At 64.3% G+C, this 23,162-nt stretch carries 24 protein-coding genes and 1 pseudogene; 12 read left to right on the plus strand and 13 right to left on the minus strand.

Annotation, left to right across the window (positions count from 1 at the left end; all coding sequences use genetic code 11):
* Window positions 1-219: 219 nt before the first annotated feature.
* Window positions 220-1,098 (minus strand): PaaX family transcriptional regulator C-terminal domain-containing protein, encoded by an 879-nt coding sequence (locus DMB37_RS34055; protein WP_167769018.1) that lies wholly within the window; start codon window positions 1,096-1,098, stop codon window positions 220-222.
* A gap of 1,578 nt (window positions 1,099-2,676) precedes the next feature.
* Between DMB37_RS34055 and DMB37_RS34060 the strand changes: the two genes are divergently transcribed.
* From DMB37_RS34060 to DMB37_RS34075, 4 genes are all read left to right on the plus strand, one after another.
* Window positions 2,677-3,057 (plus strand): DUF732 domain-containing protein, encoded by a 381-nt coding sequence (locus DMB37_RS34060; RefSeq protein ID WP_135236184.1) that lies wholly within the window; start codon window positions 2,677-2,679, stop codon window positions 3,055-3,057.
* Between the two features lie 613 nt (window positions 3,058-3,670).
* Window positions 3,671-4,222 carry a hypothetical protein gene (locus tag DMB37_RS34065; protein ID WP_135236185.1) on the plus strand — a complete coding sequence of 184 codons (552 nt, stop codon included), beginning with the start codon at window positions 3,671-3,673 and terminating at the stop codon, window positions 4,220-4,222.
* A gap of 87 nt (window positions 4,223-4,309) precedes the next feature.
* Window positions 4,310-5,413, plus strand: coding sequence for an amidohydrolase (locus DMB37_RS34070; RefSeq protein ID WP_135236186.1), 1,104 nt, complete (start codon window positions 4,310-4,312; stop codon window positions 5,411-5,413).
* A 759-nt stretch (window positions 5,414-6,172) separates the two neighbouring features.
* Window positions 6,173-6,697 (plus strand): hypothetical protein, encoded by a 525-nt coding sequence (locus DMB37_RS34075; RefSeq protein WP_135236187.1) that lies wholly within the window; start codon window positions 6,173-6,175, stop codon window positions 6,695-6,697.
* 400 nt (window positions 6,698-7,097) lie between these two features.
* Here DMB37_RS34075 and DMB37_RS34080 read toward each other — a convergent pair whose 3' ends face one another.
* Window positions 7,098-8,072, minus strand: a complete 975-nt coding sequence (locus DMB37_RS34080) for a helix-turn-helix domain-containing protein (RefSeq protein WP_135236188.1) — start codon at window positions 8,070-8,072, stop codon at window positions 7,098-7,100.
* A 247-nt stretch (window positions 8,073-8,319) separates the two neighbouring features.
* Here DMB37_RS34080 and DMB37_RS34085 point away from each other — a divergent pair, with 247 nt between their 5' ends.
* Window positions 8,320-9,285, plus strand: a complete 966-nt coding sequence (locus DMB37_RS34085; protein ID WP_135236189.1) for a GlxA family transcriptional regulator — start codon at window positions 8,320-8,322, stop codon at window positions 9,283-9,285.
* Window positions 9,286-9,332: 47 nt separating this feature from the next.
* Here the strand turns inward: DMB37_RS34085 and DMB37_RS34090 are convergent, their stop codons facing one another.
* The 5 genes from DMB37_RS34090 to DMB37_RS34105 all read right to left on the minus strand — a co-directional run bounded on the left by DMB37_RS34090 (window position 9,333) and on the right by DMB37_RS34105 (window position 13,457).
* On the minus strand, window positions 9,333-10,184 hold the full coding sequence (locus tag DMB37_RS34090; protein ID WP_135236190.1) for a carboxylesterase: 852 nt from the start codon (window positions 10,182-10,184) through the stop codon (window positions 9,333-9,335).
* Window positions 10,185-10,197: 13 nt separating this feature from the next.
* The gene (locus DMB37_RS34095; protein ID WP_135236191.1) at window positions 10,198-10,974 is read right to left on the minus strand and encodes an alpha/beta fold hydrolase; all 777 of its coding nucleotides are present in this window, start codon (window positions 10,972-10,974) and stop codon (window positions 10,198-10,200) included.
* Between the two features lie 17 nt (window positions 10,975-10,991).
* Window positions 10,992-11,954, minus strand: coding sequence for an alpha/beta hydrolase (locus DMB37_RS34100; RefSeq protein WP_135236192.1), 963 nt, complete (start codon window positions 11,952-11,954; stop codon window positions 10,992-10,994).
* Between the two features lie 405 nt (window positions 11,955-12,359).
* Window positions 12,360-12,491: a hypothetical protein gene (locus tag DMB37_RS41765; protein WP_255508328.1), complete on the minus strand. Its 132-nt coding sequence runs from the start codon at window positions 12,489-12,491 to the stop codon at window positions 12,360-12,362.
* A gap of 321 nt (window positions 12,492-12,812) precedes the next feature.
* Window positions 12,813-13,457, minus strand: a complete 645-nt coding sequence (locus tag DMB37_RS34105; protein ID WP_135236193.1) for a class I SAM-dependent methyltransferase — start codon at window positions 13,455-13,457, stop codon at window positions 12,813-12,815.
* Window positions 13,458-13,474: 17 nt separating this feature from the next.
* On the opposite strand from DMB37_RS34105, the gene DMB37_RS41555 reads away from it, so the two are divergent.
* The 5 genes and pseudogenes from DMB37_RS41555 (at window position 13,475) to DMB37_RS34125 (ending at window position 17,693) form a co-directional block, all read left to right on the plus strand.
* Window positions 13,475-13,942, plus strand: coding sequence for a hypothetical protein (locus DMB37_RS41555; protein ID WP_240771778.1), 468 nt, complete (start codon window positions 13,475-13,477; stop codon window positions 13,940-13,942).
* A gap of 303 nt (window positions 13,943-14,245) precedes the next feature.
* On the plus strand, window positions 14,246-15,409 hold the full coding sequence (locus DMB37_RS34115) for an IS110 family transposase (protein ID WP_135230933.1): 1,164 nt from the start codon (window positions 14,246-14,248) through the stop codon (window positions 15,407-15,409).
* A 921-nt stretch (window positions 15,410-16,330) separates the two neighbouring features.
* A pseudogene (locus tag DMB37_RS42040) lies at window positions 16,331-16,546 on the plus strand (Rrf2 family transcriptional regulator); the annotation flags it as partial.
* A 124-nt stretch (window positions 16,547-16,670) separates the two neighbouring features.
* On the plus strand, window positions 16,671-16,805 hold the full coding sequence (locus tag DMB37_RS42045; RefSeq protein ID WP_370465443.1) for a hypothetical protein: 135 nt from the start codon (window positions 16,671-16,673) through the stop codon (window positions 16,803-16,805).
* 375 nt (window positions 16,806-17,180) lie between these two features.
* Complete coding sequence (locus tag DMB37_RS34125; protein WP_135236194.1) at window positions 17,181-17,693, plus strand: nitroreductase/quinone reductase family protein; 513 nt, start codon at window positions 17,181-17,183, stop codon at window positions 17,691-17,693.
* Window positions 17,694-17,825: 132 nt separating this feature from the next.
* Here DMB37_RS34125 and DMB37_RS34130 read toward each other — a convergent pair whose 3' ends face one another.
* Window positions 17,826-18,203, minus strand: coding sequence for a DUF4870 domain-containing protein (locus DMB37_RS34130; RefSeq protein ID WP_240771779.1), 378 nt, complete (start codon window positions 18,201-18,203; stop codon window positions 17,826-17,828).
* Window positions 18,204-18,326: 123 nt separating this feature from the next.
* Here DMB37_RS34130 and DMB37_RS34135 point away from each other — a divergent pair, with 123 nt between their 5' ends.
* On the plus strand, window positions 18,327-18,797 hold the full coding sequence (locus DMB37_RS34135; protein WP_135236196.1) for a GNAT family N-acetyltransferase: 471 nt from the start codon (window positions 18,327-18,329) through the stop codon (window positions 18,795-18,797).
* Window positions 18,798-18,893: 96 nt separating this feature from the next.
* On the opposite strand, the gene DMB37_RS34140 is transcribed toward DMB37_RS34135, so the two are convergent.
* Genes DMB37_RS34140 through DMB37_RS34155 form a run of 4 tightly spaced genes read right to left on the minus strand, consistent with a single transcriptional unit; the run spans window position 18,894 to window position 21,614 of the window.
* On the minus strand, window positions 18,894-19,664 hold the full coding sequence (locus DMB37_RS34140) for an SDR family oxidoreductase (protein ID WP_135236197.1): 771 nt from the start codon (window positions 19,662-19,664) through the stop codon (window positions 18,894-18,896).
* Window positions 19,665-19,720: 56 nt separating this feature from the next.
* Complete coding sequence (locus DMB37_RS34145; RefSeq protein WP_135236198.1) at window positions 19,721-20,215, minus strand: GNAT family N-acetyltransferase; 495 nt, start codon at window positions 20,213-20,215, stop codon at window positions 19,721-19,723.
* A gap of 53 nt (window positions 20,216-20,268) precedes the next feature.
* Window positions 20,269-20,910, minus strand: coding sequence for a histone deacetylase (locus DMB37_RS34150; RefSeq protein WP_240771780.1), 642 nt, complete (start codon window positions 20,908-20,910; stop codon window positions 20,269-20,271).
* Window positions 20,911-20,948: 38 nt separating this feature from the next.
* Window positions 20,949-21,614, minus strand: coding sequence for a bifunctional 2-polyprenyl-6-hydroxyphenol methylase/3-demethylubiquinol 3-O-methyltransferase UbiG (locus DMB37_RS34155; RefSeq protein ID WP_135236199.1), 666 nt, complete (start codon window positions 21,612-21,614; stop codon window positions 20,949-20,951).
* Between the two features lie 60 nt (window positions 21,615-21,674).
* Here DMB37_RS34155 and DMB37_RS34160 point away from each other — a divergent pair, with 60 nt between their 5' ends.
* The gene (locus tag DMB37_RS34160; protein ID WP_135236200.1) at window positions 21,675-22,463 is read left to right on the plus strand and encodes a glutamate racemase; all 789 of its coding nucleotides are present in this window, start codon (window positions 21,675-21,677) and stop codon (window positions 22,461-22,463) included.
* A 39-nt stretch (window positions 22,464-22,502) separates the two neighbouring features.
* On the opposite strand, the gene DMB37_RS34165 is transcribed toward DMB37_RS34160, so the two are convergent.
* Window positions 22,503-23,147 carry a helix-turn-helix domain-containing protein gene (locus DMB37_RS34165; protein WP_135236201.1) on the minus strand — a complete coding sequence of 215 codons (645 nt, stop codon included), beginning with the start codon at window positions 23,145-23,147 and terminating at the stop codon, window positions 22,503-22,505.
* Window positions 23,148-23,162 lie beyond the last annotated feature (15 nt).

Consider the following 23,162-nt stretch of genomic DNA (forward strand, 5'->3'; position numbering starts at 1 on the left):
CAGGGGTGCCGATGGCGAACCACAGCACCACACGTTCGTGCCCGCGCGGATTACATCATCTGCGTCTGACTCGGCGCCTCGTCTTCGTCGAGTCCGCTGTCGGGCTGCTTCTGGGGGCAGCGACGCTACCGCAGTCCCTGCTGGCCACAGCGCTGACCGCGGTGTCGCTGCGTCGAATGTGGTGCGTCGAGGTGCGTGGCCCTGGCGACGGGTCCCGAACTACGACGCGTGAGTGGAGGTGGTGGCCCCGCCGGTGACCTTCGAGTACCAGCGGAACAATCGAACAGGTTGCGCGGGTTCGGATTTGAGAAGTTCCACCCAGCAGGCGGCCACCGCCGCGCGCGCGGCCGTGCCGACCCACGGCTGAGGAAGCAGCTGAGGCGGCAGCAGCGGATCCGGCTCCATGGCGTGGGTGAACTCCGCGGCCAACGCGACGGCGATCGTCAGATGCCGAACACGCGAGGACTCCCGTAGCTCCTGCAAATACTGCTCGGCGGACACCAGCAGCCGCCGGTGACCGTCGGCAATGCGGCCGAGCGGCCATAACTGCTCGGCAAGATCGCGTGGGGCGGTATGGCCACCGATGGCCAGATCGGTGCTTGTAAGAGTGGTGATGTGATCGGAAACGCCCAGCGTTGTTGCGGCGGAACGGATTCGTTCTTCCCACGGATTCGCCGAAACGTAGAGGCCACCCTGAATCGGCGCGCCACCGAGCCTCAGGATGGTATCGCGCATGGAATCGCGGGCATGCCGCGCGGATTCAGGAACACCGAACGCCACCAAGTGCCAGCGCCCATCCCAGGAAACCTCTCCACGATCCTGGGCATACATGTAGTGCACGAAGTCGAGGTCGGGTTCGAGACTGTTACGGGTCAGCTCCGTCGCGCGCAGCACGGCCTTGCGGCCGCGACCCTCCTGAACAAACTTGCCCTCCGCCACGAGCCGTTTGATGCAGAGCCGGACCTGTTGATCGCTCATGCTGAGTGCATTGGCGACGTCGTAGAGTTCACCAGCTGCGATTGTCGCGTCCTCGCGGACGAGACTCTCCACCAGAGTGCGGGTGGAGATGTCGGTGTCCTGGAATTTGCCCTCGCCCACATTCGCCCCTGCTCTACATACCGACGAGCTACAGCTATCGTATCTCGTACGTTCGATTGCGCCTCGATCGTCTACTATACGGTCAAACTTGGCGGAGCCCGGGGTTGGCACGGGCCCCACCACTAGCCAGGCGCGCACATCGAGCACGGCAGCAGCCGACCACCACAGGTTCGACTAACGCCCGGCCCCGCCCTGCGGTCACGCGGAACGCACCAAATTCGGCAATATGGTGCGTTGCCGATGCTGAGATGGACTCTGCCCGTTGATATTCCGCACGCCCGCACTGAGTGCCTCGGTTCCGCGCGGATCGCGGCATTACCGGACGATGCCCGGCAGGCGATTGGCCTGCCGGGCAACTGGTCGACCCATCGTCAACCGCTACAGATAATCCCGAAGCACTAGCGGGTCTGAGGCTCCGGGCCTCCGTACACGAAATTGTGCGAAGCCCGGGCGGACGTGACTGGGCTCGCGGTGTACTGCACCACGGGAGTGCCCGAGTCGTCCACAGCTGTGATGATCTCGGGGACAGCGGCTCCGCCGGTGACTACGAGCGTGGGCACTCCCTCCACGTATCGCAGACTCAGCGTTGCCGCGTCATCGGGCCTGAGCAGGGTTGCCGGGATCTCGTCCAGGTCCGTGACTTCGGGTGTAGCTTGCTCATCCGACATGGTGTTGCCTCCTCCTGGTCTGCCCGGCGCGTTGCCAGTTCGCGCCCTGTGCGGCGTGCACAACCAGCGCCAATGGCTCAGTGTCCGGCGTCCAGTGCCATGAGCGGGGATACCGTGCGCGATACAGCGCGCTGTCTGCTGTCGGCGGTAGATGGGACAGGAACACATCCAGTTCATGCCACGACAAGCGTTCGGTACCGATATCGGCCAAACGGAAACCGCGGTACAGTAATTCGGCCTCGATAGGCCCCGCGTACTCGGCTAAGAGTCGGCGGAGCCGTCCGATTCCCCCACAGTCGCCGTTGAAGCCTCAGCCCATTGGTTGGACAGGTGGGCAATCTGATCGCCTGCCATCCGCCAATCTCGTCCTCTGCTTCGGGGCATTCGATGATCAGCAGGCGCCGAGTCATCCGAATCTCATCGACCTTGTCAGCAATAGCCGACTCGATGTAGTCGCTACCGTCGCCGGACAGGTACTGAAGTTTCGGGACAGAGTAGACCTTGCCGCCGTCGCGGCAGCGGAACGCGAACCGATTCGGACGCTTCGAGCCTTCCGATTTCGGGACAATGTAGATAGACATGACCGAACCTCATTCGAAGATAGATGACCCGAACCGCTGGAGCCCACCCGGCAGGGAGCTAGGTCCCGCCGCTGTCCAAAGAAATTTGGAGTCGAAAACTGTCTCGAACGTTGTTGGCATTAGTGTTCTCCTTAATGTCGATTCGGGTGTCGGCGCTAGCCATTAGTGACCAGTTCGGTGTTACGCAGAGCGGCCAGCGACGCTTGAAAATCGTCCCTGGTCCCGGTGAACAACTTCGGTGGCTGTGATCCCTCCCTCCGGCACCTGCGCCGGAGGATTTGCCCCCGGGATCTACCGATGCCAGCAAATACGGTGCTAGGCTCGGGTGCGTGAGTAAACGGAAATGGGCAGGGTTTGCAGCAGCCATCTTCGCGTTCGGCGTGAGTGTCGGGTTCTCGGTGGGGCTGCTGTATCAACAGCATCATTTAACGTTGCTGACGAGCGAAGAGAAGGAATTTCTGTTCGCGCTCGATAGCACCAGCGATGATCTGGCGCGTTTGACGTGGAGGGATCGCGGTAACACAATAGAGCTGGGGAAGAGGACTGCTGAGGAATTCCGGAAACAGAAGCAGGAGACATCAACGAATAGCACCGAGATCAATGGTCGCATTGTCGCGAGGGGTGTAGCGTTTCATTACAATTTGACCGATGATGATGCGTTAAGTTTCGTGTTTGCAGCGGTTAATTCGTTCGCGCCCGAACTGCTGTAAACAGAATGCCCCAATCCCTCTTTTGTGGTTTTGGGGGCCGGTCAGGTAATCCACTGCCGGGTAGGAACATTGCCGGTATCAGCTACCGGTCTTCTTGCCGTCATCGAGGTATTCGCGGACGTGGAAAACGTCCGTACCGTCGACGTACTCATCGCCGACCCAGAAAAGATGATCTCACGGCGAACTGCTCGTAGCGTCCGAAATCGTAAGCGGCAGAAACAGACTGGACAGAAGTGCCGCGCGCCACGCGGCATGTGCGGACATTCCACTACTTGTCGAACTGCCGGGGTCAAGCCACAGTTCCGCCGAGCTCCTTCAACGTGAGATGCGGCATCTTGACCGGTAGCGGCGGCTATGCGGAGGGCGGTCGGAGCTGGCCGCTGAGGATTGGCCGTTGGTTGAAATCTTCCTCAGGGATGCCGGCGCCCAGGTTCTCGGCGAGTTTGTAGAAGAGGCCGCGGATTCCCAGAGGGCCGTACTCGGGCTCTTCAAGTCGGGCTCCGACCGTCACGCGCGCAGCGTCAAACCGGCCGTTCGGTTCGGGCGCGCAACGGCGGGTAAACGCATGCACAAGACGATGCGCACTCCACTTTCCGGGAACTAGGAGGTCGGTGTGACCACGAACGACGACGGGGGCATAGAACACGCACTGGCATCCGCTCTCACCAAGATGGCGATGCCGGTCGTGGACGCACGAAGATTGCTGGGCGCGTGTTCCCCCTTTCGGGACGTCGAGGGCCGTTCCCCCGGATCGGGGACCACGGTCGTCGGCCTCCCCGACGACACGGCGTGGGAGGCGCCGCCGGGACATCCGCCGGGGACCTTCGAAACAGTGCCGATCCTCGGTTCGTTCCTCAAGCCCGGCTTCTATGTTTGCTATGCCCGCTGGTTTCCGGGCTGGATGAGCACACCGCACTCGTACCTGACCGACCGGCAAGCGATCGTGGTGTCGGGAACCTGGTCCGTCGGCGCGGGCACCCGCATCGATCTCGCGTCCACTTTACCGATGACCCAGGGACAGTACGTAATTCGGAAGGCCGGCACCCCGCACTACGACGGGAGTCTGCCGGATGCGACCGAACCGGCGGTGTTCATACTGTTCGGCTACGGACCCGCGATACCGATCCTCGTCGACCCGACCCGACCCCCATACGTCCAGCTCTGAAGAAGTCATTGGCGGGGGCGCCGAACCCCTGGTCGCCGCAGCGCTGACCTGGTAGCCGAAGCCTTGGGGTGATTTTGAGGAGGAGCAATGTCGAACAGTCTCGAAGGAGTCGTCGATGGGATCGTCGACGCCCATATGCATGAGTGGGACCCGTTCCAGACCCCGAGAGAGGCCAGCGGTCTGGCGAAGATGTATCGACTGGCACCCGGTTTTGTCGAAAAGCACTTCGGGCGGCTGGCTGGGCAGCCGAACCAGGAACTTCTTCTCACCCCGAAAAATGCAGCGCGGCCGTACCTCCCCGACCAGTACACGGCGGATGTCGAGGGAGTGGTCGAGGCGGTGGGGGCGCCGATCCGCTCCGTCGTGCACTGCGAGGCAGGGTGGGCGGCGAAGGGGGCGCTGGCGGCGGCCGACGAGACGCGGTGGCTGATGTCCCTGCCCTTCGGCAAGGACGGCCGTCCGAGCCTGGCCGCGATCATTGCCCGAGCGGACCCGAGGGATCCGGAGTGCAGAACTCTCCTCGATACTCACCTGGAGGTGAGTACGAAGGTCAAATGCATACGTCAGCTTGCCGCCTGGCACCCGGATCCGAAGGTCAAAAGCCTGTGCGATACGCCCGGACTGCTGGCCAGCCGGGATTTCCTCGCGGGGTTCCCCGCCGTGGCGGAACGGGGCCTGTCCTTCGAGGCCACTGTCAATTCGAACCAACTCGCGGACGTCCCGGTCCTGGCGCGCGAATTCCCGCAGACGACGATTGTGGTGAGCCACCTCGCCACCCCGATCGGACTCTTCGGGCCCATGGGATCGCGGACCGGATGGACGATGGCCCAGCGCGCTGGCATCGCCAGCGAATGGCGGGACGGGATCTCGGCTGTGGCCGAATATCCGAACGTGGTCGCCAAGAGTTCGGGCTTCGCATTTCCCCAACTCGGGTACGGCCACGAACCGGAGGGTAATATCGGTCGCTACGAGGTACTCCGCGACCTGTGGCGTCCCCTGATGGACCATGTGATCGATGCCTTCGGAGCCGATCGCCTGATGTTCGGATCGAACTTTCCCATGGACAGACCGAATACGACGGTGCCCACTGTAGCGGGCATGCTGGCCGACCTTCTCGGCCCCCGCGGCGACGATGTCCTCCGCAAAGTCTTCCGCGACAACGCCCAACGAATATACGAACTCGACAACTGAACAAAAGGCGTGAGACGCCAATCGGCGGATCGTACATTACGGCGTGTCAGAGCGAAGTTCGGCGACACGTCAATAACTTGCTCGCAATCGACCCTTCCCGTCGCGTTCGGACAATTCGAGCATGAGCTCGCCGGGCGCGGTATCCGGCATTTCAAGGCAAAGAATCTGTCGAAGGGGTTTCGAGATCACCTCAGGCGGAGTCGGGTTCTCCATCACGATGCTGGATCCTCGCCACCCGGCACACGTCGGGCGCATGGAGGATGTCCGTGCATCGGAAAATTGTTCTGGCGCATTCCCCGGGCACTTGCGACTCCACTGAACTCCGGCCGATTCAAGGGGGCGACATGGCTGCACGACGCAGCGCCCAGCCGCTCTCCGGCTGCTGGCCCACAGCGCCGGCGGGCGTGACGGAAGCGGTCGAATGGACGCACTGAATTCGGCATGGGCGCGCGTCGGGAAGCCCTGTCCACCAGCAATCTGGACGGCTGACCAGCGCGCGCTCCGCGGCATTATCGCTCACTAGCACTAACTAAAGTCAGCCTGGGCGGGAGCGCCGCAGAACGTCTTACGCCGATGAGTGGAGGTTTGCCCGACGACCGCCCTGTGCTGCCTGACAGTCCCATCCGGAATCTCCGCTGGTTCGAATACGTGGAAGTACGGTGGACCGGAATGGCTGGTCCACCCCTACGGATTGGACATACTATGCATCGTGCTCAAGGTAATGCTGGTGTCGTCGCAGTAGCTCGTGGAATAGCGATCGTGTCTGTTGCCGCCGGGGTTTCGGTGTGCGGGATGGGGCAGGCCAGTGCGACGGATCCACTGCCGTCCGGACCGTTCACGATGAAAGCGGGTAAGCGAGTGGACTGCACAGGGATGGGCGTTGACCAAGGCGACGCCACGAAGGAGATCAAGTTAGTGCATCTGGACTGCGACACCAGCGACAAGGGGGTCCAGTGGATCGCCGTGCGACTGGAAGGCGGGCAGATTAATCTTCGCAACGGCTTGGGAAAATGTATTTCTTGGTCCCTGGACCGCTATTCCGAGGAGGAGCTCAACGATACTGAAGCCCACGTAGCTCCTCCGGCAAGATATGAACCAAATGACTGCGATCAAGCGGCGAAGTTTACCGCAAAGCCGATCTCGGAGGGCGTTGTTGTATTCTTGGATACAGGGAAAGACAACTCTGAAAAGTATTTGATGCGCGACATCCGCAACACAATTGACCGAGGCCCCGCAGACTACGCCCATTCTGAATCTTATCAATGGAATATTGTCGCCGTCTGAAATTGTTCGCCTGCGCTGCGGCTGTGGGTGTGCAGTTTCGGGTTTCATGTAACGCGCACATCCAGCATGTTTAGTCCGATAGGAGGTGCCCTGGGTAGGCCGCCGGTCAGGTCCGGCTACTGGCGGCCCAATGAATGCCGCAGGCTCTTCGGCTGCGGTTAACCACGCGTCCGGGGAGATGATGTGTTCTCGTTGGCACTGATCAACTGACGTTGAAGTTCGTGGACAGAGCCAACCTGTAGACCCAGAACCGACGCATACCTGGCAGTTCAGTGCGTTCACCAGCCGGAGCCGCGCGGCCTGGGGATCGCGCGCCACGCGGCATAGAGCGGTCGTTTGACCCCACCACCCCGAGGTCGGCGAAACCGAGATGGTCGAGCCCCGGGCAGCGCGAGCGTGGTCAGCGAATATTGTTGGGCGGCTTCGCTTTCGCTTTGCGCCAGTCGCTCGGCGTCAATCCGTACGCGGAGCGGAAGGCCCGGCTGAAGTGGGTGGCGTCGGCGAAACCCCACTGGTAGGCAATCGAGGCGATGGTGCGATGTCGGGCATTCGGATGTGCAAGCTCGCGTCGGCAGGCTTCCAGACGCTGGGTGCGCAGCCATTCGCCCAGACTTATCTCGGCCCGCCCAAGCACGGTGTAAAGGTGCCGGACGGAAATGTGGTGCGCGGCTGCGATCTTCGCTGCAGTCAGGCTGTGATCACCGAGGTGCGTACGCAGGTATTCCAATAGACGCAGTTCGAGGGTGGTCTGCATCGACTCCTTGCCGACCCGCGGGTCGGCCATGCTGCTGAAAAGGGCCGCGCGGACCAGATCGATGGTCGGCTGAGCGAGGGTGTCGGCGATCGCCCGCGACCGCAGATCCGTGCTTTCGGCGATGCGCTGCAAATAGCCGGCTGTCAGTTGGCCGACAGCATTGCTCGCGCCGAGGACACGCGCGGATACCTCGTGGATAGCCGATTCCGGCATCGCCAGCTCGGCGAGGGGAAACCGGAAGAAGTGTGCGTCCAGTCCCTGGTCGAAGGCAAGAGTGTAGGGACTCGACGTGGTGTAGACAGCAAACTCGCCGGTGCTCAGCTTTGCCTCTCGACCGTGCTGGGTCATCGCAGAGGCACCGGCTCCCTGAAGCGTGAGAAAGAGCTGGGGTTCGTTCTCCTCACGCGCCAGACGGGGGCTCCGGGTCACGGTGGTAGCCATGGAATTGACGGTCAGTATCTGGACGGGTCCGGCGTGGGAAAGACTCAGGTCGACCTGGACCTCTCGCGGGTCCTCGGGCAGGTCGATGTCCACGCGGACAACTTGACTGCCGACGGCTTCCCGCACGGCATCCGCCCGCTGTGCGGCAGGCACATCCGTTGACTTCCACACTGTCGTCATACCAACCTCTAGTGATCGACTGAATCCAGATTGGCCCGCCGCTGTGCGGGGCGCAATCGGTGCGCCGTCGCTTGCGCACTCGGAACATGAATCGATGCACACTGAGCAAAGCGATTCCGCTGATGCGGGCGAATCATAGGTTCGAAGCCGCGGGCAGAGCTGTCGGTGAGTGGACCGCTGTCGTGCACTCTCGAACGGATCGGCGCGGACAGATTCGGCACGGCCACCGGCCGGGGAGGAGTCGGCAATGACCCGCAAGCGTATCGGGATTCTGCTGTTCGACGGGGTGAAGATGCTCGACTTCGTTGGTCCCGCAGAGGTTTTCGTGCAGACCAACCAAACCTTGCCGGCCTACGAGGTGGTGCTGGTTTCCAGTGATGGGAGGCCGGTCGAAACCTCGATCGGCGGGCCGGTAGGGGTCAAATGCGCGGTGTCCGACGCTGGACGGTTCGACACCGTGGTGATCCCGGGCAGCGAATGGCTTCCGGCCCGATTCGTCACCGAATCGGTGCTCTCAGGTGCTCGGGAACTGGCTCGGAACGCCAGACGGCTCACTTCGATCTGCAACGGTGCGTTCGTACTCGCCCATCTCGGTGTACTGGACGGGCGCCGCGCCGCCACCCACTGGGAGTTCGCAAGGGATTTGGCCTCGAAGTTCCCGCAGATCGACGTCGACGCCGACGCGATCTTCGTGCGCGACGGTAACCTCTACACTTCCGCGGGCGTGGCGGCGGGCATCGATCTCGGGCTGGCTCTGGTGGAGGAGGACCACGGTGCGGATATCGCACGCAAGGTGGCGCAGCAATTGGTGGTGTACATGCAGCGGGCCGGTGGCCAGTCGCAGTTCTCGGCGGCGCTGACCGCGCCCACTCCGAGCAGCCCGCTGGTACGCAAGGTCGCCGATTTGATCTGGGCCGATCCGGCATTCCCGTACACGGTGGAAAGCCTTGCCGCGCATGTGCAGGTGAGCTCCCGTCATCTGACCCGCCTGTTCCGCAGCGAGCTGGGCAGTTCTCCCGCCGAGTACGTGAGCTTCGTGCGCTTCGCCGTGGCTCGCGGAAAGCTGGAGGCCGGGCACTCGCTGACCGAGGCAGCCGTGGTGTCAGGGTTCGGCACCAGCGAGTCCATGCGACGGGCCTTCGTGATGCGGCTGGGAATCTCGCCCAAGAAGTATCAGCAGCGGTTCAGGTCCGCCCTGCACAGCGTCGGCTGACCCGCCCAGGGAGCGGGACCTCGTTGTCCCGCTCCCGGATTCAGTGCTCAGGCGAAGCGCTGGATGAACTTCAGTGCGGTTTCGGCGACGTCGCGCCAGCCGTCGTCGATGGTCAGGGCGTGACCGCGCCCGGGGATCTCGATGAACTCGGTGACGTCGGAGTTCTTGCGCTGCTTGTGGAATTCGGCCTCGGTGATGGCGCGCGGCACCGTGTTGTCCTTCTCGCCGGACACGATGAGCAGCGGCCCGCGATCGGGATTCTCGTAGTCGACCTTGGCTTCCGACCACGGGTTGAGGTTGGCCGCGGCCGCTTGGAACAGCGGAGCACCGGGCGCGGGGACGGCGAATGTCTCGTACAGGCGCTTGGCCTCGTCCTCGCTGACCGCGTTGGCGAAGCTGTAGCGGAACTGTTCGAAGGTCAGCGGCACCGCGCGATGCCGGTTGGCCGGGTTGGTCAGCACCGGTGCAGCTGCTCGCAGCGAGCTGATCGGCAACGGCAGTACGCCACGGAACGGCGCCGCGTCGATGGCGACCGTCGCCACCGACAGTCCGCGCCCGGCCACGATCTGGGCGAGCAGGCCGCCGAAGGAGTGCCCGATCACCGCGGGCTTGCGGTCGAGGGCCTCGATTACGGCGGTGACGTGGTCGGCGACCTGTCCGACGGTCTTGCCCGCGAACACTTCCGGGTGTTCGAGAGCTTGCTCGACGGTTTCTGGGTCGTCGGGCCAGTTGGCGGTCACCGGTGCGTAACCGGCGGCGGCGAACAGTTCCGCCCAGCGGTCCCAGCTGCTGGCCAGCAGCCAGAGGCCGTGCACGAAAACCACCGGGGTGCGGCCGCTTTCGTTGGCGGCATTGATCTGGTCGAGAGTGTGCTGATCGATCGACGACGGTGTGGTCATGGCGAATTCCCTTTTACTGAGCGGCTTGTTCGATCACCGCTGCGGCGGCAGCGGGCTGGGAGACGAGAGAGGCATGTGAGGCGGTCACCTCGGTGGTGCGCGAGCCCGCGCGCCGCGCCATGAAACGCTGTGCGGCGGGAGGGATCACGCGATCGTCGGCGGAGACCAGGAACCAGCTGGGCGTGGTCGACCAGGAGGCGGGTCCGGACAGTTCGATATTCGCCCCGGCGGCGATGGACTTCTGATGCGCGATCATGTTCGCAGCGGTGACATCGCTGACGTCCTGCGCGAAGACCTCGCGGAAGTAGACCGGATCGACATAGCCGTCCAGACCGCCGTTCGCGACCGTCAGCGACAACGCGGGCGGCAGCAACCGGCTACCAGGGAACTGCAACGGGTTGATGGCGAAGAACATCGGCTCGCCCGGCGCGGGAGCGAAGGCCGCGATGTAGACCAACGCTCGCACATCCGGGTCGGCGACGTTTGTGATCACCGCACCGCCGTACGAGTGCCCGACCAGCACGACCGGGCCGTCGATACCGGCCAAGGTCTGCTCGATGACCGCCGCGTCACTGCCCGGCCCGCGCAATGGGTTGTCCGGCACCACCGCTCGGTACCCGTCGGCGCGCAACTTCGCGGCCACGCTGTCCCAGCTGGTCGCGTCGGCGAATGCACCGTGCACCAGAACTATTGTCGGGCTTGTCGGTTCGGCCTCGACAGGGGCCGCGAGCGCGATCGCCCCTGCGGCGCTCACCGCCGCGAGAACGGCTTTGCGAACGGTTGTCATCATCGTCGGCTCCTTCCGAATCAGCCGTGCAGTGCCCGTGTCAGCACGTCAACGGCTTGCGCGACGGCGGCGGTGGCGGCGTGGGTGTCGTGGAGCGTGTTGAGCATGACGAAGTCGTGGACGATGCCGCCGTAACGAGCCTGGGTGACCGGCACCCCGGCGGCCCGCAGGCGAGCGGCGAAGGCCTCTCCCTCGTCGCGCAGCACGTCGGCCTCGGCGGTGATCACCAGCGCGGGCGGGAGCCCGGCGAGCTGCTCGAGGCCGGCGCGCAACGGCGACACGGTGATTCGTGCACGATCCTCGGCGCTGTTCGTGTACTGATCCCAGAACCACTTCATCCCCTCGAGGGTCAGGAAGTAGCCGGTCGCGAACTGCCGGTAGGAATCGGTGCCGAAGTTCGCGTCGGTAACGGGATAGAACAGCACCTGCTGCGCGAAGGACACATCACCGCGCTCCTTGGCCATGAGGGTCAGCGCGATGGCCATATTCCCGCCCACGGAATCGCCCGCGACGGCCATGCGCGAGGCATCCAGCCCTTTGCCGGCACCGTCGGAGCTCACCCACCGCGCCACGCGATAGGACTGCTCGTTCGCGACCGGATACTTCACCTCGGGCGAGCGATCGTATTCGGGGAACACCACCGCGGCGTTCACACCGATCGCGAGATCGCGAACGAGACGATCATGGGTGTGCGCGTCACCGAAAACCCACCCGGCACCGTGGGTATAGACGATCACCGGCAGCGGATCCGCCGCTCCAAGAGGCTTGACGATACGTGCCCGCACCGAGCCCGTCGGGCCGCCGTCGATGGTCACCCACTCCTCGTCGATCTCAGGTTTGAAGATCGAGCTGTCCTGCGCGCCGTCGACGGTCTTGCGACCTTCCTCCGGCGGAAGCTGGTACAGATACGGCGGTTCCGATGTCGCGTCCACGAATACCTGTGCCGCCGGTTCCAGTGAAATTCCCAATGGGTTGCCTGCCATGATCGTCCTCTCCTCACTGCGCACCTCTGCGCCGTGCGCTCAGTGTGTTTGAGAGACAACGTGTTCGGCCCCACTGAGCTGGACGAGAAAACGCGAGATCCGGACATCCTGCAGGCGGCGAACGGCGGGCCACGCAGCACCCTGATTCGAGAAATCCGGCCATGGCAACGCCGGCCGCCTCCCTGCGGGCCTTATCCGTGTCCGAGCGGCTACCGATGACGCGGACATCGGCAGTTGCGGACGTTCGCAGACGCGCTGCACGCGGCATGACAGGACGATGCCCGGCAGGCGATTGGCTTGCCGGGCAACACGATCAGCGGCGTTACAGCTCACTCGCCTTGACTGAAGTCAGGTCTGGTCGGCGCTAACTTGTCACCCAGCACACTCACCGCTTGCGAGGCGCGCTCAGGAGTCTTCGGACAGGGCTTCGTCCGGCTCAAGGGCTTCGTCTGCCCCGAGGGCTTCGTCCGGCTGAAGGGCTTCCAGTTCACTGGAATCGCGGTAAAAGAATTGCTCGGGCTCTTGCTCGCCAGACATGGCGTTGCCTCCTCCCGCTCGGCCCAGTGCCGACCCACACGAGATCATCTCACGGCGAATGGCCCGCAACGCCCAAATCGGCAGCGGCAGAGACTGACTGGACAGCATGGCCCAAGTCGGGGTTCCGGTAGTAACCGCCGAAAAATCAACGGATATGCCGTGGCTGGTCGCGGGTGAGTCCTGGTTCATCCTGCGGTGATGGCCTGTTGCTGGTTGGTTTGGCTCCCTACGCTATTGGTTGGTGCCGGAGGTCGGGTTCGTGGCGGGCGGCGTACGTCGGGGACCCGCGGTTCCGAATGGCGAGCCCGACATATGCAGAAGTTAGGACTTACTGTGTGCGAAAAGAATCGCTTGCTGAGCTTTCGCATCCGGGTCGAGCAGCATCTGGGCCTCGACCACGAATCCGGCATCGTGCAGCCAGGACGCCACCTGGTCCGGCTGACGGCGGTGGACATGGACCTTCATCGGGTGACCGCCGTAGCCCTCCGTCTTCAACCGCGACTCGTCGCCGACGTGAAACAGGAGTTGCAACGGTCCGCCGGGACGCAATGCTCGGTGGAAGCGCCCGAATACAGTCGGCACCTCGTCGTCTGGGATGTGGATCAACGACTGCCAGGCGAGCAGGCCGGCCACCGAAGCGACGGGCAGGTTCAGTTCCGTCATCGAGCCCACCTCGAACCGCAGGCCGGGATGGTCGCGCCGGGCCACGTCGATCATCGCCGGGGAGAGGTCGATACCGAAGGCGTCGACACCGAGCTCATGCAGGTGGGCGGTGACTTCACCGGGGCCGCAGCCGACGTCCGCGACCGGCCCGCCGCCAGCGGTCCGCACGCTGTCGGCGAACAACGCCAGAGCCGCGCGAAGGTACTGGTGTCCGGCGAGGGCGCCGCGCACTTGGTCGGCATAGCTGACCGCGACCGTGTCATAAGAGGTTCGGGTGTCGGCCAACCAGTCATCCGTGGTCATGACCGGCACAATATTCCATGATCGCGGCGGACTCGGCGCTAGCCGGGAACGACGAAGGTGCCTCCACCCGGCCGGGTGGAGGCACCGGTAGGCAGGACGGCATTGCTCATTGCGCGGGCCCCGAGAGACCTTGGCCGACTCTGTCATCCGGGGGCGTAGGCATCGGTGACTGCGGCGAACGGCGGTACGCGTCTGGCCGTGACGTCTGCCCCGACACCGGCCTTGCCCGGCTGTCCTACGACCAAGCCCGCGACCTGCTCGACACCGCCACCGCCGCCGATGGGCCCGGAACCGGCTGGGACCTGCACGAACTGCGCCACTCCGGCCTGACCCACCTCGGGGAAGCCGGGGCCAGCCTGCTGGAACTGATGGCCAAGTCCCGACACCGCAAGGCCGAGAACCTGCGCCGCTACTTCAAACCGTCCCCGCAGGCGATGCGCGAGCTGACCTCGATCCTGGGCCCGGGAGCCGAACGCCGACGCTGACCAGCAGCTACGCCATATCCGTTGATTTTTCGGCGGTTACTACCGGAACCCCAAGTCTGTAGCGTGCACTGTATTCGGCTACTTAGCATTGGCGCTAGGGCTTGATCCCGGCCAGGATCGGGTCCAGGTGCCCGGTGAGAAGCTCGGTAATCGGCTGCCCACCTGCGTCATTGGTGTGGCTCTCAAATGGCTTGCTCCTCACCGGTCACCGTGCAGGGAATGGCTTAAGAGGGGTTTGCCCAGCTCGAAGTAGCGGTGCCTTCCCGCACGGACACCATCCGTCGATTCGGGAAGGATGCACTGGTGAAGGTCATCATCGGGATGGACCCGCACAAACGCTCAGCCACGATCGAAATCATCGACCCCGCGGCAGCGGTGCTGGCGACGGGGCGATATGACACCGACAACGCCGGCTACAGCGCAATGCTCACCGCCGCAAGGCGATACCCGGATCGGGTGTGGGCGATCGAGGGATGCAATGGCATCGGCCGCCACCTCGCCCACCGCCTGGTCCATGACGGTGAAACCGTCGTCGATGTGCCGGCGAAACTCTCGGCGCAGGTGCGGGTATTCGCCACCGGCAACGGCCGCAAAACCGATCCTGTCGATGCGCATTCAGTAGCGTTGGCGGCTTTACGTTCACCGAATCTGCATCGCGTGCAAGCTGATTCGGAACTGATCGCGTTGGGCATGCTCGCCGACCGACGCGACGAACTCGGCCGCGCCCGCACCGACACCGTCAACCGTTTACACCGGTTGCTGCTGGAATTGCTGCCCGGCGGGGCTAAGAAATTCCTGTCCGCGATGCAAGCACGGAAGTTGGTCGCGACCGTCAAGCCCCGTGATCCCGCAGGCAAGGTCCGCCGCCGCCTGACCGTTGAGTTGATCGGTCAACTGGAGGTCATCGATCGCAAGATCAAGACCGCGGATAAGGAATTGCGCGAGCTCGTCGCCGAACGTGGTTCCACCTTGACCGACCTCAACGGGATCGGACCCGCTGGGGCCGCCCGGCTGCTTGCCGATGTCGGTGACCTGCACCGATTCCGGGACCGCAACCGGTTCGCGTCCTGGAACGGCACCGCCCCCTTGGATGCTTCTTCTGGTCAGCAGCAACGGCATCGGCTATCGCGTGCCGGGAACCGGAAAATCAATCGGGTCTTGCACATCATGGCCATCGTTCAGCTGCGTAATCCCAGCGCGGGCCGCACCTATTACGACCGCCGCAAAGCTGCGGGCAAGACCTCGATGGAAGCGACGCGGGCGTTGAAACGCCGCCTGTCCAATATCGTCTACGCGCGCATGCTCGCCGACCAGCAACGACGGGAAACGGCAAGCCCGGGAGGGCAATCGGGGGCGACTCTTGACTCCAGCGCGACCGGCTCAACCCCGCACACCGGCACTTCGGACAAGCCACAACCCGGACTCACCGATAACCAGAATACTCCCGACCTGCGAATCATGTCTTGACGCGAGAGGGGAGCCATTTGCGCGCTGGGAAGCCACGTCGACCAACATATCTGGATGGGCGACCAACGCGCGCCCATCGACGGGCCGAGGTGTGACTGCGGCATGTCCGCGAGTGAAGCGGTCGGCAGCGGGCTGGCCCCAGTCGGCGATGCCGAGGCGCTGTGAGAGTTCTAGCTTGTCGACGATCCGCAGCCGCGCCCGGTTCGCTCAGCATGCGGGGGTCGTTGTTCGCGGAGCTGTATCGTGCCGTACCGCATCGATAGCCCAACACAGGATGACGGCGGCATCGCGGCAGTTAAAGTCCGTCTTGTCGGAGGTAACTGGACGACACATGTTTCAGTCCCGCGCTGGCCACGTGAGTGGTCCGGCCCTGTTCGGTGGACCACCATCGCAGATGCTTCATGACACTCCCATCCGGAATCGTTGCAGCTCCGAATACATGGGGATACGGTGAACCGGATCAGCTGGTCCACCTTCGACGGATAGAAACGGCTATGCACCTCGATCGTGCACGAACGACCGGGATTCTCACAACGTGCGGTCTTGTCGTTGCGGGCTTGATGATCGCTACGCCTGCGGCCCTCGCCGACGATGGCGACAAGCCAGTGATAACCAACAAACCGATCGCATACGACTGCCCCAAAAGCCAAAGTAAAAATCACTGCCAAGAACGATAGAATTTCGGTAACTGCAAGCGATTGTGAAGCGCGTGGAGAAAGCCTCAAACGTGGCAGCTTCAAAGGTAAATCCGGGTATATGATTGCCATCTTCGACCCTGAAACGGACGACTATCTGACGTCATGTAGCAGTGCTGTTGTCAATACTCCCGACAGCATCGTCGACCAGAAATGCACCCCTGGCGGAAAATAGTTCGTCAGCGTTTTTCGTTTATCCCCGATGGGTTAGGGTGGGGGCGTGAAGATGTCGAGCGGCGTGGAATGGGCCCTACACAGTTGTGTCACGCTCGGTCAAAGGCGTGATCCGGTGCCGGTGGCGCGGCTGGCGGAACTGCACGGCACCCCGCCGGCGTATACGGCCAAGCACCTCCAGGCTTTGTCGCGGGGCGGCATCGTTCGCTCCGCCATGGGCCAAGCCGGTGGCTACACCCTCACCAAACCCGCCTCGGAGATCAGCGCTTTACAGGCGGTGCGGGCTATTGATGGCGACGAACCCGCCTACCGATGTGGCGAGATTCAGGCAGCGCGGACCGCTGGGCATTCCCGCCGGGCAATGTGCACGCCCGTGCGCGATCGCCCGTGCGATGGCTGCCGCCGAAGCCGCATGGGCACACGCGCTCGCCCACGTCTCCATCGCCGACCTGGCCGCTGACATCGACGCCGACAGCGGCGGCACGGCAATGGCCGATGTCCGCGAATGGCTGACCATCAAGAGTTGAGTCCGGCGGTCCGGCAGTACAACTCACGCTTTGCCCAGTGGACCAGCAAGGAGATGTCCAGGTGGTCGTTATTGATCACGACCAAAGCGCTGGCGACGGTCGCAGTCCAACCGAACCGCGCGCCCAGCGGCACATCAGTGCGTTGGACGCTGAAACAATCTGCGACAGTTACTCTTCCGGAGAGCCCTTGGTGGCCGATCGAACAGCGCGTACAGCGGCTACTGAGCGTGCATCGAGGTGCGTTGTCGACCAAGCGACCTGGACGACTGCCCAGCGCGTGCGTCCCGCAGCATGACAGAGCACGCGTCCGAATTGCTCACGATCTCTCGTCGAATTAGGACCGTATCTGTCCTACCTGCGCGACATACTCGACTCATGAGCGAAACCGAATCGGCTGCGGGGCAGCCGGAGCAGGCCGAGATCACCGACTACAACGATCCGAACGCGCCGTGGAACCAGGCATGGGACCAGGAGGGCGGCATCGCCAACTGGAACGATGATGTGATCAAGGAGTTCCGGGAGAACTCGGGCAAGGTGGGCGGTGCTTACGCGGGCGGGGACCTCATCCTGCTCACCACCACGGGAGCCAAGAGCGGCAAGCGGCACACGACTCCATTGGGACCCTTGTACCGGGGCGACACCATGTTCGTGAGCTCGTTCATCGAGGACAAGTACCCGGCCTGGTGGTACAACATCAAGGCGAATCCGCAGGTCACTGTCGAGCTCAGGGGCAAGACCTATCAGGCGACCGGCAAGGTGCTCGAAGGTGCGGAGTACGACGAGTTCGCGGCCTGGATGCTGGCCAACCATCCACTGCTGGCGGACTTCCAGTCCAAGGTCGACCGGCCCATGCCGCTGGTCGTGCTGAACCTCGACGGCGAGGGCTGAGCGCTCCCCGAACCGGCCGCACGAACGCCAACGGCCCGAGATAGCCTCGGGCCGTTGATCTTCGGACTGTCGCATGCCGTGCAGAATGCCGACAGCATCATCGGCTACGAAAGCCGGCGGGGGTATATGCCGCTATTTGCTCGCGTTGGCCAGCTGATCGGCATAGCGGGCAGTGAACTTTCCGACGAGAGGCAGCTCCGCGCGGACACCACCGGTGTTGTTCGCCTGGACCATGGCCATGATCCAGACGACGACTGCGAAAATCGCGACTGCGAGTCCGGCGAGGCTGAAGATGAGCCCGAGGACTCCGAGGAACGAGCCGACGATGCTCAAAACGATATTGACCACCGAGACCGCCCCGAAGAAGACGATCGATTGCGCGGCATGGAATTTCACGTCCGGATCGTTCTTTCCGACGAACAGGAAAATGATTCCGGTGAGCCACCCCAGCGTGTACGAGAGGATCGCGCTGGTCTTCTTGTCCAAGCCGGTGGACTGCGGTTGATTCATGGGAGGTTGAGAAGATGTCATGGGGTAAGTAGATGCCGCGTGCGCCCCCTACCGATCCCAGGTTTCAGGCTCTCGGCGGCGTGCACGGTAGTCCTGTTGCGCGGCTCGTGATCGAATCAGTGCATGGACGAGATCATCTTCCGGTCCGCGACGATCGATGACCTTTCTGCGCTGGTGACGATGCTCGCCGATGACACACTCGGCAGCGGCCGCGAATCAGTAGCCGACCTGAGCCGGTATCGCGCGGCCTTCGCCGAGATCGACGAGGATCCGCGTCAGGAGTTACTTGTAGCCGAACACCGCGGTGCCGTGGTGGGAACGGCGCAACTGAGCTTTCTGCCCGGCCTGGCCCGCAGGGGTGCGGTACGGGCGCAGATCGAGGCGGTGCGGGTGGATCGGCCGATGCGTGGCATCGGTCTGGGATCGCGGCTGATCGAGGAGTGCGTGCGGCGGGCGCGTGAACGCGGTTGCGCCCTGGTGCAATTGACCTCGCACGGTAGTCGGGTGGACGCGCATCGTTTCTACGGCAAGCTCGGATTCGAAGCCAGCCACGTGGGTTTCAAGCTGATGCTGGCTGACAGCTCGGATCGTTGACGGGCCCGCCAGGGCTGTGCCGACCGGATAACCGGGCTCGGTTCCGAGCGTCGAAGCTATTGTGGACCGTAATCGACTGCGGCACAGCATGTCTTGTCAGAGGGCGGTGCCGCCGCTGGCGTCGATGGTTTGGCCGGTGATCCACCGGGCGTCGTCGCTGACGAGGTAAGAGACGATGTCGGCAACGTCGGCGGGGCGGCCGACGCGACCGAGGGCGACGTTGGCCGAGGCTTCGCGCTGACCGTCGGGGTTGTCGATGAGCCAGCCGTTCATATCGGTGAGTACATAGCCGGGGGCGACGGCGTTGACGGTGATGTCGCGCGGGCCGAGGGTCTGGGCGAGGACGCGGGTGAAGCTGTCGATGGCGCCTTTGGTCATGGTGTAGGCCAGGATGTCGGGGACCGCCATCCTGGTGACGGCCGAGGACAGATTCACGACGCGGCCGCCGTCCCGGAGCCGGTCGAGGACGCCTTGCACCAGGAAGAACGGGGCGCGGACATTGGTGGCGAAGAGGGTGTCGAATTCCGCGGGCGCCATGGTGTCGACGCCCTTCATGATGGTCATGCCCGCGTTGTTGACCAGGATGTCCAGGCCGCCGGGAGCGCCGAGGCCGGCGAAGCCCGCGTCCATGTCATCCAGCAGGGGCGCGAAGTCGGTGGAGCTGAGGTCGCCGCGTACCGCGAAAGCTCGGCCACCGTCGGCCTCGATGCCGGCGACCACGTCTTTGGCCGCCGCGTCGTTCTGACCGAAATGTACTGCTACCAGTGCACCGTCGCGGGCCAATCGTTCCGCGATAGCACGGCCGATGCCCCGGCTCGCGCCGGTAACCAGGGCCGTCTTGGTGGTCGGGATTTCGGTTTCGCTCATGAAAGCTATTCAACGGACATGATCATCCGATGTCCGGCTGGATTCGGACATGGCGTTCAGGCCGACAGCACAGCCACGGTGTAGGCGACCGATCGACCGTTCTGCACGCAGTGGTGTTCGCCGCGTTCGACGAATCCCAGTCGGCGGAACAACTGCCTGCTCCGTGTGTTCCAGGTCTGGACGACCACGCGCACCGGAATGGCCGGGTAGTCCCGGCGGAGCTGAGCGAGCACGGTGGTGCCGAAGTGCCCACCGTGACCTCTGCCAACCCATTGCGGGTCCATGCCGACGCCAAGATCGACCACGGCGGGAATCTCATCGAGGCCCGGCACCCGCGCCTCGGGTCCGGTGCAGCAGAACCCGACAATGCGGTCCGTGTCGGCATCGGCCACTGCCATGTATCCATCGGCCGCACTTGGCAATTCATCGTCATCGGCAGAGTCGAAATTGTAGATCTGCCACGGACCGGCGTACTGCCAACCGGCTACCTGCCGGGCGTCACTGCGGGTGAAGGGACGTACTACCAGGCGTTCGGGCCATCCATCGCGCACGCCGCGACGCTCTCACATTTGCCCGCGCAGCTGAAACTATTTTCGGCGGCGCATCACACCGGGGGCGGAGTGCTGGTCAGGAGTGTGGTGAGGGTTTCCGGGGTCCAGGTGAGGTCAGCACCCGGTCGGGTGGCGAGGTAGGTGGCGGTGGCTTCGATGGTCCAGCCGTGGGATTCGACGAGGCCCGCGGCGAGGTGGCGTAGGTAGGCGGGGGAGGGGGCGTTGCCGGGGAGGTCGGTGTGGCGCCAGGGGGCGGTGCAGGTAATTATCGGGTGGTTGACCAATGTCCCTGCGTAGGAGAGGGTTTCGTATCGGCCCGGGCCGAGAGGAGCGCGCCCGGTGGTGATCACCTCGGTCAGGTCGAGGTCCGTGCCGGGGGAGCGGTACATCTCCTGGGCTGCGATGTCGGAGAATTGCGCGGCGGTGAGCAGGTAGGCGCGAGCCGCGGTCTCGCCCGGACCCTCCGGGTCGTAGAACGCGCGGCCGCCGGTCCAGATCCGGGATTCGGTGGCGAAATACAGCAGGCCCGGCAGCATGATGGGCACCGAGCGGACGGGCTCGGCCGGGTCGCGGCAGCCGAGCATGGCTCGTGCGCCGCCCTCCGGCGTGCCTCCGTTGAGGTAGCACCGCAGTCGGCTCAGGTGCATGTTCGACCCGTAGGCCGCGTACCAGACCAGGCCGATGTCGTCGGTCACCTACCCATCCTGCCGTCGTCGCTCGAGACGCGCAGATCTCAGCTCCGCTGGAACACCGCACGCCACCGCGCGAACCCCGGCTTGTCCGGTCGGGCCACCTGCTCCACCCGCATCGACCGCAGATCCTCGACCGCGAACGCATCGATCTCCGCCCGGGTGAGCGGCCAGGGCGGCCCGTCCACCGCCACGCCTTCTTCGCGAATAGCCGCAATCACCAGCAGTTCGCCACCGGGCGCCACCATCCGCGCGACCTGCGCCGTCGCCGCCGCTCGCACCGAGACCGGCATCGACTGCACGGTGATCGACTCGACCACCAGGTCGAACGCACCCGCCCACTCGGCGGGCGGCGCGAGCAGATCGGCGACCCGATAGTTCACCGTGGACGCCGGAAAGCGTTGCCGCGCAGTCTGTATCGCGGTCTCCGACACATCGAACGCGGTCGTCTCGAACCCGAGCCCGGCCAGGTGCTCGGCATCGCGCCCCAACCCGCATCCGACCACCATCGCCCGCATCCCGCCACCGGCCCGCTCATGCCGCTCGACCCAGTCGACCAGCAGCGGATTCGGCTCGTCGGCATCCCACGGCACCACCGCCGCGCCCGCTGAGGCGGCCGCGTAGAGTCGCTCGAACCATCCGGTCGGGTCACCTTGCGCCAGCGAAGCGGCTGCCAGCCGGGTCGCGTCGGCATCACGAGAATCGGTCACCCGCCGAGTCTGTCAGGCACCAACGACCACCGCACGGCGACCGCCCGGCATGATCGGCGGGTGACCTCTCTACGGCAGCCGATCGCCGTCTTCGACGCGGGCCTCGGCAGTTACTCGGCGGTGGAACTGCTGCACCGGCGCCTGCCGGACCGCGACATCGTCTACCTCGCCGACCGCGCCAGCTTCCCGTACGGCGCGAAGACGAGGACCGAACTGTTGTCCGTGGTCGACCGTGCGGTGCGCTTCCTGGCCGAGTTCGCACCGAGCGCCATCCTGCTGGCCTCCAACGCGCCGTCGGTAACCATCCTGGACGACCTGCACAGCCCCGTCCCGATTTTCGGGGTGCGCCCGCCGATCGCCGAGGCATTGGCCATCGCCGACGAGGTCGCGGTGCTCGGTGTGCGTTCCCTGGTGGAGAGCGCCGAGCTGACCGAATTCCTGCGTACCACAACGGGTTCGGCGATCGGTCGGATCCACGCGGTCAACGCGTCATCGTTGGTCGAACTGGTGGAGAGCGGCGATTTCCTGTTCCGCCGCGAACACACCGCGTCGGTGATCAGCGACTTCCTGAACGCGCTGCTCGCAGCACATCCCGCCATCGACGCGATAACCCTGTCGAGCACGCATTTGCCTTGGCTACGTGACTATTTCGAGCGCGCCCGCCCCGAGTTGCACCTCTTCGACCCCATCGAAGGCGTAGTAGACCAGATCCGTCCGCTCTCGGTACCGGGCACCGGCACCGTCGTCGGCTTGGTCACCGAGAACGAACGCTACCCGGCGACCGAGTTCCGGGAAATGCTCGCCCGCCTCGGCATCGATCTGGAACTGGAGTCGGTGGTAATCCCCTGAGATAGCTGTGGTCCACAACCGTTGTCGCCGTTGTGCGTGTCAGTCGTCGGCGCCTCGGGGTAGCACGCGTTCGAGGGCCGCGACGGAGCCGTCGACGGCGAGTCCCATCGTCATCGCCGCCCGCAGGGTCACCGCTGCGGTGAACAGCGCGACGAACACCTGCGGTGGCGCGGTGACCGTCGCGTCGGGTCGACGGTCGGTCGTGCAGGGGCGCACCTCGATCCGGCCACGGTCGGCGATGATGTCGCAGCCGTCGCTCAGGTCGCCGAGGCGCACGACGCTCGCTGGTTCGTCGGGTGTGGTGTCGGTGCACAGGTGGCGCAGCGGCAGCGAGAACCAGTGCACCCGGAATGCGTCGTCGTCCGGTGGAGCGGCCATCAGTGGGGCGCCCCAGCGGGTCAGTTCGCGGACCACGCCGCTGAGGTCCCGGCCGCGGTCGGTGAGGCTGATCAGCGTGGCAGCGACCGGCGGCGGTTCGTCGTGCCGGGCGATGAGCCCGGTGCTCTCCATGTCGCGGAGGCGGTCGGCCAGCAGGTTGCTGGCGATGCCTGGCAGCCCGCGGCGCAGGTCGGAGAAGCGGCAGGGACCTTGGGTGAGCAGCTCGCGGACGATCAGCAGGATCCAGCGGTCGCCGACCAGGTCGAGGGCGCGGGCCATCGAGCAGAACTGATTGTACGAGCGCATATCGGCAGACTAGCA

The organism is Nocardia sp. CS682 (genome assembly GCF_004634405.1).
GTDB classification, from domain to species: Bacteria; Actinomycetota; Actinomycetes; order Mycobacteriales; family Mycobacteriaceae; genus Nocardia; species Nocardia ninae.

Bases quoted from the DNA above. Each gene is read 5' to 3' on its own strand.
- DMB37_RS34140 (WP_135236197.1), bottom strand. From the start codon at position 19,664: ATGAGCGAAACCGAAATCCCGACCACCAAGACGGCCCTGGTTACCGGC.
- DMB37_RS34080 (WP_135236188.1), bottom strand. From the start codon at position 8,072: ATGACGACAGTGTGGAAGTCAACGGATGTGCCTGCCGCACAGCGGGCG.
- DMB37_RS42045 (WP_370465443.1), top strand. From the start codon at position 16,671: ATGGCTGCCGCCGAAGCCGCATGGGCACACGCGCTCGCCCACGTCTCC.
- DMB37_RS34070 (WP_135236186.1), top strand. From the start codon at position 4,310: ATGTCGAACAGTCTCGAAGGAGTCGTCGATGGGATCGTCGACGCCCAT.
- DMB37_RS34105 (WP_135236193.1), bottom strand. From the start codon at position 13,457: ATGACCACGGATGACTGGTTGGCCGACACCCGAACCTCTTATGACACG.
- DMB37_RS34095 (WP_135236191.1), bottom strand. From the start codon at position 10,974: ATGATGACAACCGTTCGCAAAGCCGTTCTCGCGGCGGTGAGCGCCGCA.
- DMB37_RS41765 (WP_255508328.1), bottom strand. From the start codon at position 12,491: ATGTCTGGCGAGCAAGAGCCCGAGCAATTCTTTTACCGCGATTCCAGT.
- DMB37_RS34130 (WP_240771779.1), bottom strand. From the start codon at position 18,203: ATGAATCAACCGCAGTCCACCGGCTTGGACAAGAAGACCAGCGCGATC.
- DMB37_RS34135 (WP_135236196.1), top strand. From the start codon at position 18,327: ATGGACGAGATCATCTTCCGGTCCGCGACGATCGATGACCTTTCTGCG.
- DMB37_RS34090 (WP_135236190.1), bottom strand. From the start codon at position 10,184: ATGACCACACCGTCGTCGATCGATCAGCACACTCTCGACCAGATCAAT.
- DMB37_RS34165 (WP_135236201.1), bottom strand. From the start codon at position 23,147: ATGCGCTCGTACAATCAGTTCTGCTCGATGGCCCGCGCCCTCGACCTG.
- DMB37_RS41555 (WP_240771778.1), top strand. From the start codon at position 13,475: ATGATCGCGGCGGACTCGGCGCTAGCCGGGAACGACGAAGGTGCCTCC.
- DMB37_RS34100 (WP_135236192.1), bottom strand. From the start codon at position 11,954: ATGGCAGGCAACCCATTGGGAATTTCACTGGAACCGGCGGCACAGGTA.
- DMB37_RS34085 (WP_135236189.1), top strand. From the start codon at position 8,320: ATGACCCGCAAGCGTATCGGGATTCTGCTGTTCGACGGGGTGAAGATG.
- DMB37_RS34125 (WP_135236194.1), top strand. From the start codon at position 17,181: ATGAGCGAAACCGAATCGGCTGCGGGGCAGCCGGAGCAGGCCGAGATC.